Here is a 13544-nt window from a genome sequence, read left to right on the forward strand (position 1 = left end):
CTCCGCGCCGATGATAGTGCGGATTCCCGTGTGAAAGTAGGTCATCGCCAGGCTCTTATACCGCAGAACCCCCAGCCCCAAAGGCTGGGGGTTTTTGCTTTGGCGCGGCGCAAGATGGAATGGCTCGCCGCCGCCGCTCCGGCGTAATACCATTACCGCTGAATCCCCCTTTACCCATCCATGTCGGCTGACAGCGCCTGGTACCTCTATCTGCTCGAATGCACCGGCGATTCCATCTACACCGGGATCACGACCGATGTTGCCCGCCGCTTCGCCGAGCATCTGTCCGGAAAAGGCGCTAAATACACGCGATCGCGCAAGCCGATACGCGTCCTGGGCCAATTGCGCTTCGACACGAAGTCGGAAGCGTTGAAAGCGGAAATCGAGATCAAGCGCTTGAGTTCGACGCAAAAGCGCGCATTTTGCGCGCAACTGCCAACAGGCGAGCCGGCCCAGTAGCCGCAGGGCGACAAAACAAAAAGGCCGGTATCGCCTTCGCGATACCGGCCTTTTCCATGCCTGCAGGATCAGACCACAGTCAGCGTCACGTCGATATTGCCGCGCGTCGCGTTCGAGTACGGGCACACCTGGTGCGCCTGTTCGACCAGCTTTTCGGCAGCCTCGCGCTCGAAGCCCGGCAGCGAGATCTTCAGTTCGACCTGGATACCGAAGCCTTGAGGGATCGGGCCGATGCCGACCGCGCCTTCGATCGTGGCATCGGCGGGCACGGTGATCTTCTGCTGGCCGGCCACGTAGCGCATGGCGCCCAGGAAGCAGGCCGAATAGCCGGCAGCAAAAAGCTGTTCCGGATTCAGGCCATTGCCGGCGCCACCCATTTCCTTGGGCACGGCCAGCTTGGCGTCGAGCTGGCCGTCGGACGTGGTGGCACGGCCGTCACGGCCGCCGGTGGCGGTGGCATGGGCGGTATAAACGACTTTTTCGAGTTTCATCTAAGGCTCCGGTTTGTTGCCCGAGAGGGGCGTATCAATGCTTGCCGTCAGTCCGGCAGGCTGGAATCGGTCCGCGCCTGTTCAAGCGTCGACCGCAGTGCATGCAGGCGCTGCGTCAGGGCCTGGATCTCTTCGACCGGGCACTGCGTGGCGCACAACATCTGTTCAGGAATACGCGCTGCGCGCTGGCGCAATGCGTGGCCGGAGTCGGTCAGGCTGACCAGCACCCGCCGTTCGTCGGCTGCGTCACGTGTGCGCGTGACCAGCCGCGCCGTCTCCAGCCGCTTCAAAAGCGGCGTCAGCGTCCCCGAGTCCAGCGCCAGCCGCGCGCCGAGTTCCGAGACCGTCAGCGTTTCTGCCTCCCACAACACTAGCATCACCAAGTATTGCGGATAAGTAAGTCCAAGCTCACTTAACAGCGGCTTGTACAACTTGGTCATGGCCAGTGAGCTCGAATACAGCGCAAAGCACAGCTGGCGATCCAGTAACAGCAAATCTGGGGAGGGGTCCGTGTCGCGTTCCATGACGATATATTAGACGCAATTAGATTGTGCGCAATATAAATTTTCATTTCCCGAAATGTGCTCGATACGCCCGTGCATGGCCAGGTGCTGATCCTTAAGTCTGTTTTAAGTCTGGGTCGCTAGCATGACCGTGTTGCGTCGCAAAATGCCGACGCCTGATGCTCAAGGAAAGGAACCACACATGATGCGCCAGACCATTGCTCGCACGGCCGTTGGTATCGCGGCCCTTGCCGCCCTTGGCGGCGGCTATGCCTATCTGCAGAAGGAAGTCATCACGCCGGGGTACGCGGCACCTGCGCCAGCCGCAGCGCCTGCGCAGCCGGTGGCCGCCGTGGCCGCACCGACGGATTTCTCCGGCATCGTGGCACAGTACGGGCCCGCCGTGGTCAATATCAGCGTCACCGCGCGCGCCCAGCGCACCTCGGCGCAGATGCCGCCGGGCATCGATCCGGACGATCCCCTGTTCCAGTTCTTCAAGCGTTTCGGGCCGCAGCTCCAGGGTCCGCAGGGTGGCCAGCAGCAACTGGTGCGCGGACTGGGCTCGGGCTTTATCGTGAGCCCGGACGGGCTGATCCTGACCAATGCGCACGTCGTCGACGGCGCGCAGGAGGTCACCGTCAAGCTGACCGACCGCCGCGAGTTCAAGGCCAAGGTGCTCGGCAGCGATCCGCAGACCGACGTGGCCGTGATCCGCATCGATGCCAGGAACCTGCCGGCCGTGCGCCTGGGCGATCCTTCGCGGGTGCGCGTGGGCGAGCCGGTGCTGGCGATCGGTTCTCCCTATGGCTTCGAGAACACGGTGACCGCGGGCATCGTCAGCGCCAAGTCGCGCTCGCTGCCGGACGATACCTATGTGCCGTTCATCCAGACCGACGTTGCCGTCAATCCCGGCAACTCGGGCGGGCCGCTGTTCAACCAGCGCGGCGAGGTGGTCGGCATCAACGCGCAGATCTACAGCCAGACCGGCGGCTACCAGGGCCTGTCGTTCGCGATCCCGATCGACGTGGCCACCAAGGTACAGCAGCAGCTGGTGGCGCATGGCAAGGTCACGCGCGGGCGCCTCGGCATCAGCGTGCAGGAGGTGAACCAGGCGCTGGCGCAATCGTTCGGGCTGCCCAAGCCCACCGGTGCGCTGGTCAACTCGGTCGAGCCCGACAGCCCGGCCGCGCGCGCTGGCCTGAAGCCCGGCGACGTCATCATGCAGCTGGACAATGACGTGATCGACCATTCGGGCGACCTGCCCGAGCACGTGGCCGATATCAAGCCGGGCACGCAGACTTCGCTGAAGATCATCCGCAAGGGCCAGCCGATGACGCTGTCGGTGACGGTGGGCACGGCCAAGGACCGGGCCGTCGCACAGAAGGGCGGCAGCAGCGAGGCTGGCGGCCGGCTGGGGCTGGCGGTGCGCCCGCTCACGCCGGCAGAGAAGCGTGACAGCGGCATCGACGGCGGCCTGGTGGTCGAGGACGTGGCCGGTCCCGCTGCGCGCGTCGGCATCCAGCCGGGCGACGTGATCCTGTCGCTCAACGGCACGCCCATCAGCTCGGCCGAGCAGCTCAGGTCGCTGGTATCGAAATCGGGCAAGCAGGTGGCACTGCTGGTGCAGCGCGACGATGCGCGCATCTTCATTCCGCTCGACCTGGGCTGATTGCCGCGGGCACGCCAGACTGCCCGCAAGCCGTTAACTGGCAAGGCTTTGCTGCCCGCGCGGGCCGTATACCCCGACGTATACCGACACGTATACGAAGCCGGTATACGGCCCGCTAAGCCTTGCCGGAGGCGGGATTCAGCGCAACGAACTGCTTACAGAAAGCGCGCCAGCAGGTATTATCTCGACTGCGATGCACGAAGCATGCGGCGGCAGCCCCCGCCGACCCTGGTTCTGCTGAATCGACAAAGAGGAAGTCTATGCAGTTGGATTTCACCCGCGCCATCACGCCGGGTACCGATAGAGCGCGGCGACTGACGTCCACGACGTCCACCGCCGGCTCCGCGCCGAAGCCCCGGCGGCGCAAGAAGGTTGTCGCCCCCCACTGGGAGCGCGGCTATCGCTCACACTTCTACCGCAACGAACGCGGCGACAAGCTTGGCGAAGTGCGCCTGTCCGAGCGCGGCGATATCCCCGTGGTCTACCACTGGGCCGCCGGCAATTACTCTGGCGCAGAAGGCTCGCTGGCCCATGCCCGTGCGCGCGTGGAAGAGACCATCGGTTTCGGCATGCGCCAGCTGTCGCTGTTCTGAGCAGGTACTTCGCCGGTGCCGCATCCGCCGGCACTGCGACCCGTCCGCGCCATCGCCTCGTGCGCGGTGCCTTCGCTTCTCCCCAAGATTCCGCGTCTGTTCCGCAGTAGTTCCAGTCGTCGCACCGCTTGCGCATAGCCGCTCGCGCGGGCTTCAGGGCAGCCGCCGCTGCAGCAGCATGTACGCCGCCGCGCCCAGCGCCAGCACCGCAATCAGCCGATAGATATCCTCGCAGGCAATCAGCCTGGCCTGCTGCTCGATCAGCGCGCTCAGTTGCGCGAGCGCGCCCAGGTGGGCCTGCGCCGCATCGAAGCCGCGCGCGGCCAATGCCGCCTGCATGGCAGCCATCCAGTGTTCGGTTTCGGCGGGGCGCTGGCCCACCGCGTGCAGCAGGCTGTCGTGCACCGCGAACTGGCGGTTCTGCAGCAGCACCGCACCCAGCGCCGAGGCAAAGGAGCTGGCGACCTGCCGCATCAGGTTCTTGCTGCGGTAGCCATGGGCGAATTCATCGGGATCCAGCGCCCGGAACGTCAGCCCGGCAATGGGGATGATCACCAGCACGCCGAACAGGCCCTTGCCGACCAGCCCCCATGCCAGCGCCGGCGGGCCGGCGTCGGGCGGCATCTGCGAGAACCACCATGCCGTGGCGGCCATCAGCACCAGGCCGGCGACCATCAGCGGCTTCTTGCGCGTCAGGCGCGGCGCCACCTGCAGGTAGACGAAGATGCCGGCCAGGCTGACCAGCGCGGCAAAGGTGTTGAGCCAGCCGGTGGCCGCCAGCGGGATCTTGAGCGCCTGCTCGGCGTAGATCGGGAACAGGTAGCCGCTCAGGTTGCTGATCATGTAGTACACGAAGTACATCGCCAGGCCGGTCAGGTACACCGGGTGGCGCAGGGCGCGCAGGTGCAGCACGGGTTCGCTGTGGTGCCACTGGTGCCACAGGAACACGGCCAGCAGCGCCAGGCCCGCGGCGGCCACCAGCGCGAGCCGCAGCGGGTGCGAGAACACGTCGAAGCGCGCCTCGGTCAGCGCCGCCTGCAAGGTCACGATGGCGGCGCCGAACAGCAGCAGCGGCCCGAGCGCGGGGCCGCCGGTATCGGTGCGCGGCTCCGCATCCGGCAGCAGCAGCCAGGCACCCAGCGTGGCCAGCGCGGCGAACGGCAGCACGCCGTAGAACACGTCCTGCCATACGCCATGGTCGATCAGCTCGGCGGCGAAGGCCGGGCCCAGCGCCGACGCCGAGAAGATGCCGATCATGAAAATGCGGGTGGCGCGCGGGCGCGCCGTCGGGCCGAACAGCACGTTGACCAGGATGCGACAGCTGGTGAACAGCGCGCCGCCGCCCACACCCTGGATAAAGCGCGCCACCACCATCTGCGGCAGCGCATGGCTGGTTGCGGCCACGACCGTGCCCGCCATGAACAGCAGTAGCGCCCCCGTCAGGTAGTAGCGGTAGCCGAACCGGCGCGACAGCCATTGCTGCTTCAGGATCATCAGCATGCTGCCCACGGCGTAGGCCGCCTGCACCAGCGCGAAGCTGCGCGGGTCGGCGTCGAGGCCGCCGACGATATGGCTGGAGGCAAACACGAACATGATGTTCTCGAGGAACTCTACGCCGGTGGCCAGCGCCAGCAGCATCATCAGCAGGGTCTGGCGCTGCCTGTGGCTCAGCCAGCGCAGCCACCGCATGCTGACGCGCAATCGCCACAGAGGCTGCCAGGGTGAGCCGGGATTCATGGCTGGAGCCCCTCCAGGGTCTGGTGCAATTGGGTCAGCGCACGCGTGGCGCCGGCCAGGCCACCTGCGCCGAGCGGCGCCCAGGCCTCGCCGTAGGCGCCATGCACCGCCGGCGCGGCGCGCTCCAGCAGCCGGCGGCCGGCCGGGGTCAGGGTCAGCTCCAGGCTGCGCCGGTCGCTGGCCGACGCCCGCCGGCGCAGCAGCCCGCGCGCTTCCAGGCCGTCCAGCAGCCGCGTCATCTGCGTGCGCGTGGCGTCCAGCGTGGCGCCCAGCTCGGACGGCATGCTGGGCCGGTTTTCGTCGACGGCAAGCATGCTCAGCAGCAGGTACTGGCTCATGTCCAGTTCGAACGGGGCCAGCGCCTGGTCGATATGGCCGCGCAGCAGGCGCGCGGTGCGCAGCAGCAGCCTGGAGGCCAGGATCAGGTCGCGCGGGGCCTCGGGATGGCTGGCGCAGAAGCGGTCGATGCGTTGTTCGAAAGACATGGCGGGAGGCGTTGCGATCCACGCGAGCGGCGGATCGGTTACATTCGATATAGTTACATATGTAATTATATCAAACGAAGCTAATCCCGACAGGGCGTGTCGGCCGGCGTGGTTGGCGGGGGCTTAATGCCGCAACGCCGCGGCGATATGGCGAATGCCTGCCCGCATCGCTGCCAGCGCCTGCGCATGGCCCGCGGCCGGCAGGTTGCCGTAGCGCAAGCCGACATAGGCGGCGCTGACGGCAGCGATCGCGTCGGCCGCGCGCGGCAGCCGCGCACTGGCGCGCGCGGCGAAGTCTTGCGGTCCTTCGGCCTGGGCGCGCTCGCAGCCGTGGCGGGCCAGCAGGGCGCAGAAGCGGGCATAGGCCGCATCGACCGGGTCTGCCGGCCCGCGGCGCCGCCACAGCGGCACCAGCGCCAGCAGGCACAGTGCGCCCAGCACGCCGGCCAGCAACTGCCCGGCGCCCACGCCGGCGCCGAGTGCCAGCAGCAGCCGCTGCTGCTGCGCATGGTCGTACTGCAGCACCCAGCGCTGCCAGGTGTAGACGACGCCTTCATAGGCCCAGCGCAGGTCCTTCAGCCATGCCGGTTGCTGCGACGGCCGCCAGTCCGCGGCTTCGCTGCCCACCACCGCATCCAGCCCCTGTTCGATGCGGCCCGGGGCAACGGCGCTGGTCGGGTCCACGCGCACCCAGCCGCGGCCGTCGAGCCAGACCTCGGCCCAGGCATGCGCATCGGACTGGCGCACCACGTAGTGGTTGCCGATGGGGTTGTACTCGCCACCCTGGTAGCCCGTGACCACGCGCGCGGGCACGCCGGCGGCTCGCATCAGGAAGACGAAGCTGCTGGCGTAGTGCTCGCAGAAGCCGCGCCGGGTGTCGAACACGAAGCTGTCGACCTGTTCGCTGCCCAGCGGCGGCGGGCTCAGCGTATAGGCAAAAGGCGCCGCCGCGAACAGCCGCAGCGCGGCCTGCACGCGCGCGGCGGGATCGGCATGGCGGTCGGCCCATTGGGCGGCCAGCGCACGGGCGCGCGGATTGCCGTCTGGCAGGCTCAGGGCCAGCCGGCGCGTGGCGGGTGTCAGCGCTTCGGGCGCGGGGGACAGCGTGGAATGCGTGCGATAGCGCATGCGCTGGTCCACCGGTCGGCGCACCATGAATTCGCCGTCGGGTGTGGCGGCGGCGTCCACGCCGGCGGACAGCGCCTGGCCGCGGTCCAGCGCGAACAGCCAGCGCTGCTGGCTGGGCTCGAGCGTAATGCTGATGTCGATGCCTTCCGTGTTGCCACCGGCGGGCGCGGGCGCCAGTTGCTGCCGGCGCTGCCGCGACGGGTGCCAGGTGGTGCCGTCGTATTCCCACAGCACCAGCGCACGCCAGTACAGCGCTGCGGCGGGCAGCGGCGGGCCGGCGACCTCGGCACGCAGGGCGACTTCGGGCGAACGGATCAGTTGCCCGACGCTGCCCGGCCGCATGGTGTCGCTGATGCCGGTAGTGCCGCGCGGCGCCGATTGCGGCAGTTGCCACAGCGGATGCTCCAGCCGCGGGAACAGCACGAACAGCGCCAGCGCCCAGGGCAGGCCCAGCAGCGCCATGCGTCCCAGCAGCGGCCAGATCGCCAGCCGGCTGCGCGCCTCGGGGTGGTGCAGCAACAGCCAGTTGCGCAGCACCCAGGCGCCGATTGCCAGGCTGTACAGCGCCAGCCAGAACGGCTGGTCGGACAGGTACAGCGTCAGCAGCAGGTAGAACGACAGCTGCGTGACCAGCGTCGCGTCCGACAGCGCGCGGCATTCCAGCAGCTTGAGGATGACAAAGGCGCCCAGCAGCGCCACGGCGAGCTCGCGCCCCATGCCGCCGCCGTCCTGCCACACCAGCGCGCTGGCCACCAGCAGCACCATGACCGCGGTGATGCCGAGCATCCAGCGCGAGGGCAGCGGCGCCCGCCGCCGCCACAGCAGCCAGCGCCAGCCCAGCAGCAGCAGCAGCAGCAGGCTGACCGCCACTGGCAGCGTGCGTGCCTGCGGCGCCAGCACCAGCGCCAGCTGGCCCAGCAGCAGCCCATGGTCGTCATGCTGCAGCGGCCGCGCGACGGGTTTCACGCCCGGTCTCCGGCGCGGCAGGCCGCGGGCCGTTGCGGCCATAACGCCAGCGCTTCCAGGCAGGCGCGCCGGTGGCTGGCGCCGCGCGCCGGCGGCAGTTCTACGCCGGGCAGGCGCAGGCCGATCTCGGCATCGTCACCGGCGGCCAGCAGCCACGCGCACAGGCGCGACAGCCGCGCTTCCGCCTCCATGCCGGCCGGGAGTGCGTGCCAGTCCAGCCAGCGCGCCGGCTGCTGCGGCGGATCGCCGGCGCGGCTGAGCCAGCGGCCGGTACGCGCGCTGTGCTTCCAGGCGATGCGGTGCAGCGGGTCGCCGCTGCGGTAGCGGCGCAGCTGGTCGATGCCGTCGTCGCTGCTTGCCGCGCTCGCGGCCGTGTGCACGCCATCGCCAGCGTCGGGCCGATATGCGGCAGGCGGTGGCGGGGCGTCAGGCTCCGGGGCGGGATAGACCAGCGTCGACAGGTCCAGGTCCGCATAGCTCCAGCCCCGGAACAGGCCGAACGGAAAGCGGCTGGCGATCGCCACGCGCGGCAGCACCAGCCGGCCCCGGCGCGCAGTCGGCACGTGCAGGGCGAGCATGCCGCCGGAGTTGCCATCGAGCGTCAGCATGGCGGTTGCCACGTTTGGCAGCGTCGGCACGCGCGCCTCGATGCCGATGCGCGCGTCGGCATCGCGGTTGTCGATGCGCAGCTGGAACACGGCATCCTGCCCGGCGTGAGCCGGCGCCGCCGGGCCCGCGGCCACGGCGAGGTCGAGCAGGTTGCGGTAGGCCAGCCACATGCAGGCCATGCCGATGCCGGCCAGCAGGAAGGTCAGCGCAAAGCCCAGGCTGATGTTGTAGTTCAGCGAAGTCAGCAGCATCGCCGCCAGCACGACCGCAAAGCCGACGCCGCCGCGGGTGGGCAGGATATAGAGGTGGCGGCGGTCCAGCAGCAGTATGCCGCCGGTAGTGCGGCACTGCGCCATGACCGGCGCGCCGCGGAGCACGCTTTTGCGCGCCGCCATGGCCTTCAGGGAATGGCCACGCCGGCCTGCAGCGCGGCCAGTTCGCCGGCAACGGCGGCGTGGCCGCCCGCGCCGGCCGGCAGCAGCCGGTGCGCGGCCACCGCGGTGAAGACCGCCTGCACGTCTTCCGGCAGCACCATGTTGCGCTGCGCCAGCAGGGCCCAGGCGCGCGCGCAGGCCAGCAGCGCCAGCCCCGCGCGCGGCGACAGTCCCGCGGCAAAGCCACCGTGGCTGCGCGTGGCCTGCACCAGCGCCAGCACGTAGTCCACCAGCGCCGGGCTGGCGTACACCTGTGCGGCAGCCTCCTGCAGCGCCAGCACCTGGCTGCCATCCATCACCGGCGGCAGCTCCGGCGCGCTGGCGCCGCCCAGGTACAGCACGCGCTCGAAGGCGGGGTCGGGATAGCCGAGCGACAGCCGCATGGTGAAGCGGTCCAGCTGCGATTCGGGCAAGGCATGCGTGCCGATCTGCTCCAGCGGATTCTGCGTGGCGATCACAAAAAACGGCGACGGCAGCACGTGCGTGGTGCCGTCATGGGTCACCTGCCCCTCGGCCATGGCCTCGAGCAGCGCGCTCTGGGTCTTGGGCGGCGCGCGGTTGATCTCGTCGGCCAGCACCACCTGCGCGAACACCGGGCCGCGATGGAAGCGGAACTCGCCGGCGTCGCGGACAAAGACCGAAACCCCGATCAGGTCGGCCGGCAGCAGGTCGCTGGTGAACTGCACGCGCTGGTATTGCAGCCCGAGCGTGCGCGCCAGCGCATGGGCCAGCGTGGTCTTGCCGACGCCGGGTACGTCTTCCAGCAGCAGGTGGCCGCGTGCCAGCATGCAGGCCAGCGCCAGCCGCACCTGCAGCGGCTTGCCAAGAACGATGCGGCCCAGCTGGGCCTGGGCCTCGGCCAGCGAAGCGACGATGCGTGGGCGAGCTGTCACGTTGCACCTCGGCGCAAAGGTGGAAATAGCGGGTGGATGCAGGGAATATCGGGTGAAGACCAGCGCATTGTAGCGGCGCGGGCGGCACGCAGCACCGTCTGTTTCCGTACGGAGAGTGGATGCCCCGGTGCTGTCTGCATGGTTATGGTGCCGCGTCTGCGCCAGATTGCGCCAGTTCTGGCATCATGAGCCTGTCGGGCCACCGGCCCTTCCCATTCCTCTTTCCGCTGCCTGTACCGCGCCTGCTGCAATGACCTCGCTGGACCCCTGCGCCGACCTGCCTTCCTCCGTCCTGTCTGCCGATGCCGGTGCGCTGCCGCGCCTGGTGCAGGCCTTCCACGCCAACGGGTTCGTGATCCTGCGCGGCTTTGCCGACGAGCCGGCGTGCGCGGCGCTGGAGGCGGTGACGCGTGAGCACCTGGCCGCGGCGGTGCCGCCGGTGGAGTTCGAGGCCGACCTGGGCTACCCCGGCGCGCCGGCCGCGCGCGATGCCGCCGGCGGCGGCACGGTCAGGCGGCTGCGCCAGGCCTACGGGCGCGACGAGGTCTTCCGCCGCTGGGCCAGCGCCCCGAAGCTGGTGGCGGTGGTGCAGGCGCTGCTGGGCGAGCCCGCCCGCATCACGCTGGCGCACCACAACTGCGTGATGACCAAGCATCCGCACTACGGCAGCCAGACCGGCTGGCACCGCGATACGCGCTACTGGTCGTTTGCCCGGCCGGAACTGGTGACGGTGTGGCTGGCGCTGGGCGACGAGGACGAGCGCAACGGCGTGCTGCGCGTCATCCCGGGGTCGCACCAGGCGAAGCTGGAGCCGGGCCAGCTGGACCCGGCCGAATTCCTGATCGAAGCCCACCCGGCCAGCCAGCCCCTGCTGGATGCCGCGCAGCCGCTGGCGCTGCACCGCGGCGACGTGCTGTTCTTCGACAGCCGGCTGTTCCATGCGGCGGGCCGCAATGTGTCCAACGCGGTCAAGCTGTCCGTGGCGTTTGCGTATTTCGGGGCCAGCAACCGGCCGCTGGATGGCACGCGCTCGGCCGAGTTCGGCAGCGTGGAGCTGCCCGCGGCAGTCTGATCCCCGCGGCTGCGCTCAGGTGCGCAGCCCGACCAGCCCGGAGATCTTCTCCGAAGCTTCCAGCAGCGGCGGCAGGAAACGCTCCAGCATCTCCTGTGCGCTGGTGCGGTTGGCCTGGCCGCTGATATTGATGGCGGCGATGGTGTGGCCGGCGCGGTTGCGGATCGGCGCGGCCAGCGACACCAGCCCTTCTTCTAGCTCCTGGTCGTTGAGCGCCCAGCCGCGCTTGCGGATGTCGGCGACGATGGCCTTGAGCGCGTCCACGTCGGTGACGGTGCGGCTGGTGCGCGCGCGCAGGTCGGTGGCGCGCAGCACGCTGTCGAGCTCGGGCTCGGCCAGGCCGGCCAGCAGCACCCGCCCCATCGACGAGCAATAGGCCGGCAGGCGGCTGCCGATCGACAGGTTGATGGTCATGATCTTGCGCGCCGGCACGCGCAGCACGTAGACGATCTCGGTGCCGTCCAGCACCGAGATCGAGCAGCTTTCATGCACCTGCTGCGACAGCGTCTCCATGATCGGCTCGGCCAGGTTCCAGAACGGCATCGAGGTCAGGTAGGCGAAGCCCAGGTCCAGGATCTTGGGCGTCAGCCGGAACAGGCGGCCGTCGGCCTGCACGTAGCCCAACCCCACCAGCGTCAGCAGGATGCGGCGCGCGCCGGCGCGCGTCAGGCCGCTGGCCTGGGCGATCTCGGTCAGCGTCTGGGCCGGGTGCTGCGCGTTGAAGGCCCGGATGACCGACAGCCCGCGTGCAAAGGACTGCACATAGCTGTCGCTCGGCTTTTCGGGCGTGGCGGCGGCGCTGTCGGCGGTCTGCGGTGCTTGCGGCGGGTTCTGGCGGGAATCGGTGGGGCTGGCCATTTGCGTAGCCCGGCGCGGTTCGCCGGATTGGCACGGAAAGGCCGAAAGGGTAGAGGAAATGGCGGGATTGCGCCAGTACCGGCCCAGGACATGGCCTGGCGCCTGGCGCGTGGGTTCCTTACCGGAAGCTGCGCTGCGCAAGCACGAACACCGCCGCCACCACGCACAACACGGCAAAGCCGTGCAGCATGTCCATGCCGGCCAGCAGCGTGGCCTGGCGGTCGACTTCCAGCGAGATTTTGGCCAGACTCGTTGCCGAGAGCGCATCCGGCGCCTGCAGCACCGGGTTGTAGCGGGTGATGTGCTCCACCAGGTGGGTGCGGTGCTGCGCCAGGCCGTCCTGCATGAACACGCTTGCCAGCCCCGTGCCCATGGCCGAGGCGATCTGCTTGCACACGTTCTTGAACTGGTAGGCGTGCGAGAAATCCTCGACCGGCACTTCCAGGTAAGTCATCGACGCCACCTGCACCATCAGCAGCACCGGCGTCAGCCCTTCAAGCAGCACCACCGGCACCAGCGCGTAGTCCGGCGCGCCCGGCATCAACTGCTGCGACAGCAGCATCGCCGCGCACGCGTAGACCACAAAGCCGATGGCGATCACGCGCCGCTTGCGGAACACCAGCGCCATGCCCAGCGTGATGAGGATGGCGCCGATGGCCGACACCGTGCCGCTGGTCGACAACAGCATGCAGGTGGTGCGGAAGGTCAGCCCCAGGCCGGTCTGCGTGAGCGAGGGCAGCAGGAACGACCAGGCCGACGAGAGCAGGTAGTACAGCGTGTAGAAGCCGAGTCCGTACAGGTACTGGCGCCCGGCCAGGCGCGAGAAGTCGATCCACGGGTCCGGATGGCGATACAGCCGCCAGCCGCTGAAGGCGAACAGTGCCAGCCCGCACAGCGCGGCCAGCGGCATTTCCAGCGAACTGAAGAAGCGCGTGTAGCGCATCTCCTGCAGCGTGTGCAGGAACACCAGCGCGCCCAGCGCGGCGCCGATGGCGGCGGGCCAGTCCAGTGTCGATACCGGCGGATGCGGGTCGCGCGGCGCGCGGGCCGGGTAGGTCAGCGCCACCGACAGCAGCACCGGCAGCGCAATGCCGGCCTGGAACAGGAACACCGCGCGCCAGCCGATATCGTCCAGGAAGATGCTGGTCAGCCAGGGCGTGATCGCCAGCATCGAGAACGCGCCGCCGCCGAAGCGCAGCATCAGCGGGCCGCGCTCTGCCGGCGTCGACACCAGCTGCACCAGGATGCGCGAGGCCGCGAACAGGCCGCCGGCGCCCAGCCCCTGCACCGCCTTGCCGGTGATCAGCCCGGTGGGGCTGGCAAACTCGGCGCAGATCAGCGAGCCCAGGACAAATACCAGCAGCGACCCCATGGTGAAGCGCTTGTAGGTGATGCGGCGCGCGACCTGGTCCAGCACCATGTTCATCAGCACCGCGGTGGCCGCGTAGGCCGAGATCGCGTACAGGTAATCTTCCGGCGCGGCACCGACGCCGCCCTGGATATGCTGGCTGGCCACGCCCATCATCAGCGTGGACGAGAAGTCGATGCCGGTCACCAGCCCGAGCGTCAGGCCGAACAATGAAAGACGCCAGTGACCCATTTCCGGGTGACTGGCGAGTTGCATGCGCGGGCGCTGGGGTGTGGGGG

13 protein-coding genes are annotated in these 13544 nt (G+C 69.0%); 4 read left to right on the forward strand and 9 right to left on the reverse strand.

Going from position 1 to position 13544, the window contains the following annotated elements; translation table 11 throughout:
• The first annotated feature begins 180 nt into the window (after positions 1 to 180).
• Positions 181 to 459 carry a GIY-YIG nuclease family protein gene (locus tag AC3WON_RS29910; protein WP_492318212.1) on the forward strand — a complete coding sequence of 93 codons (279 nt, stop codon included), beginning with the start codon at positions 181 to 183 and terminating at the stop codon, positions 457 to 459.
• A gap of 68 nt (positions 460 to 527) precedes the next feature.
• Here AC3WON_RS29910 and AC3WON_RS29915 read toward each other — a convergent pair whose 3' ends face one another.
• Positions 528 to 950, reverse strand: a complete 423-nt coding sequence (locus tag AC3WON_RS29915; protein ID WP_010809789.1) for an organic hydroperoxide resistance protein — start codon at positions 948 to 950, stop codon at positions 528 to 530.
• 47 nt (positions 951 to 997) lie between these two features.
• On the reverse strand, positions 998 to 1474 hold the full coding sequence (locus tag AC3WON_RS29920; protein WP_492318210.1) for a MarR family winged helix-turn-helix transcriptional regulator: 477 nt from the start codon (positions 1472 to 1474) through the stop codon (positions 998 to 1000).
• A gap of 181 nt (positions 1475 to 1655) precedes the next feature.
• Here AC3WON_RS29920 and AC3WON_RS29925 point away from each other — a divergent pair, with 181 nt between their 5' ends.
• Positions 1656 to 3122: a DegQ family serine endoprotease gene (locus AC3WON_RS29925; RefSeq protein ID WP_492353356.1), complete on the forward strand. Its 1467-nt coding sequence runs from the start codon at positions 1656 to 1658 to the stop codon at positions 3120 to 3122.
• 260 nt (positions 3123 to 3382) lie between these two features.
• Positions 3383 to 3715, forward strand: coding sequence for a hypothetical protein (locus AC3WON_RS29930; RefSeq protein ID WP_010809792.1), 333 nt, complete (start codon positions 3383 to 3385; stop codon positions 3713 to 3715).
• A gap of 153 nt (positions 3716 to 3868) precedes the next feature.
• On the opposite strand, the gene AC3WON_RS29935 is transcribed toward AC3WON_RS29930, so the two are convergent.
• The 5 genes from AC3WON_RS29935 to AC3WON_RS29955 all read right to left on the reverse strand — a co-directional run bounded on the left by AC3WON_RS29935 (position 3869) and on the right by AC3WON_RS29955 (position 9967).
• On the reverse strand, positions 3869 to 5452 hold the full coding sequence (locus AC3WON_RS29935; RefSeq protein WP_492353357.1) for an MFS transporter: 1584 nt from the start codon (positions 5450 to 5452) through the stop codon (positions 3869 to 3871).
• Complete coding sequence (locus tag AC3WON_RS29940) at positions 5449 to 5937, reverse strand: MarR family winged helix-turn-helix transcriptional regulator (protein WP_492318207.1); 489 nt, start codon at positions 5935 to 5937, stop codon at positions 5449 to 5451. Before AC3WON_RS29940 ends, AC3WON_RS29935 begins: the two co-directional genes overlap by 4 nt.
• Positions 5938 to 6060: 123 nt before the next feature.
• Positions 6061 to 8031 (reverse strand): transglutaminase TgpA family protein, encoded by a 1971-nt coding sequence (locus AC3WON_RS29945; protein WP_492353358.1) that lies wholly within the window; start codon positions 8029 to 8031, stop codon positions 6061 to 6063.
• Complete coding sequence (locus tag AC3WON_RS29950; protein WP_492353359.1) at positions 8028 to 9035, reverse strand: DUF58 domain-containing protein; 1008 nt, start codon at positions 9033 to 9035, stop codon at positions 8028 to 8030. Before AC3WON_RS29950 ends, AC3WON_RS29945 begins: the two co-directional genes overlap by 4 nt.
• Before the next feature lie 5 nt (positions 9036 to 9040).
• Positions 9041 to 9967, reverse strand: a complete 927-nt coding sequence (locus tag AC3WON_RS29955; RefSeq protein ID WP_492353360.1) for an AAA family ATPase — start codon at positions 9965 to 9967, stop codon at positions 9041 to 9043.
• A gap of 250 nt (positions 9968 to 10217) precedes the next feature.
• Here AC3WON_RS29955 and AC3WON_RS29960 point away from each other — a divergent pair, with 250 nt between their 5' ends.
• Positions 10218 to 11039, forward strand: a complete 822-nt coding sequence (locus AC3WON_RS29960) for a phytanoyl-CoA dioxygenase family protein (RefSeq protein ID WP_492353361.1) — start codon at positions 10218 to 10220, stop codon at positions 11037 to 11039.
• Between the two features lie 15 nt (positions 11040 to 11054).
• On the opposite strand, the gene AC3WON_RS29965 is transcribed toward AC3WON_RS29960, so the two are convergent.
• Both AC3WON_RS29965 and AC3WON_RS29970 read right to left on the reverse strand, forming a co-directional pair.
• The gene (locus AC3WON_RS29965; protein WP_492318202.1) at positions 11055 to 11897 is read right to left on the reverse strand and encodes an IclR family transcriptional regulator; all 843 of its coding nucleotides are present in this window, start codon (positions 11895 to 11897) and stop codon (positions 11055 to 11057) included.
• Between the two features lie 118 nt (positions 11898 to 12015).
• On the reverse strand, positions 12016 to 13544 hold a 1529-nt coding region (locus tag AC3WON_RS29970; RefSeq protein WP_492353362.1), incomplete at its 5' end, for an MFS transporter.

The organism is Cupriavidus sp. FW305-46 (assembly GCF_058787075.1).

Bases quoted from the DNA above. Each gene is read 5' to 3' on its own strand.
- AC3WON_RS29910 (WP_492318212.1), top strand. From the start codon at position 181: ATGTCGGCTGACAGCGCCTGGTACCTCTATCTGCTCGAATGCACCGGC.
- AC3WON_RS29915 (WP_010809789.1), bottom strand. From the start codon at position 950: ATGAAACTCGAAAAAGTCGTTTATACCGCCCATGCCACCGCCACCGGC.
- AC3WON_RS29920 (WP_492318210.1), bottom strand. From the start codon at position 1,474: ATGGAACGCGACACGGACCCCTCCCCAGATTTGCTGTTACTGGATCGC.
- AC3WON_RS29925 (WP_492353356.1), top strand. From the start codon at position 1,656: ATGATGCGCCAGACCATTGCTCGCACGGCCGTTGGTATCGCGGCCCTT.
- AC3WON_RS29930 (WP_010809792.1), top strand. From the start codon at position 3,383: ATGCAGTTGGATTTCACCCGCGCCATCACGCCGGGTACCGATAGAGCG.
- AC3WON_RS29935 (WP_492353357.1), bottom strand. From the start codon at position 5,452: ATGAATCCCGGCTCACCCTGGCAGCCTCTGTGGCGATTGCGCGTCAGC.
- AC3WON_RS29940 (WP_492318207.1), bottom strand. From the start codon at position 5,937: ATGTCTTTCGAACAACGCATCGACCGCTTCTGCGCCAGCCATCCCGAG.
- AC3WON_RS29950 (WP_492353359.1), bottom strand. From the start codon at position 9,035: ATGGCGGCGCGCAAAAGCGTGCTCCGCGGCGCGCCGGTCATGGCGCAG.
- AC3WON_RS29960 (WP_492353361.1), top strand. From the start codon at position 10,218: ATGACCTCGCTGGACCCCTGCGCCGACCTGCCTTCCTCCGTCCTGTCT.
- AC3WON_RS29965 (WP_492318202.1), bottom strand. From the start codon at position 11,897: ATGGCCAGCCCCACCGATTCCCGCCAGAACCCGCCGCAAGCACCGCAG.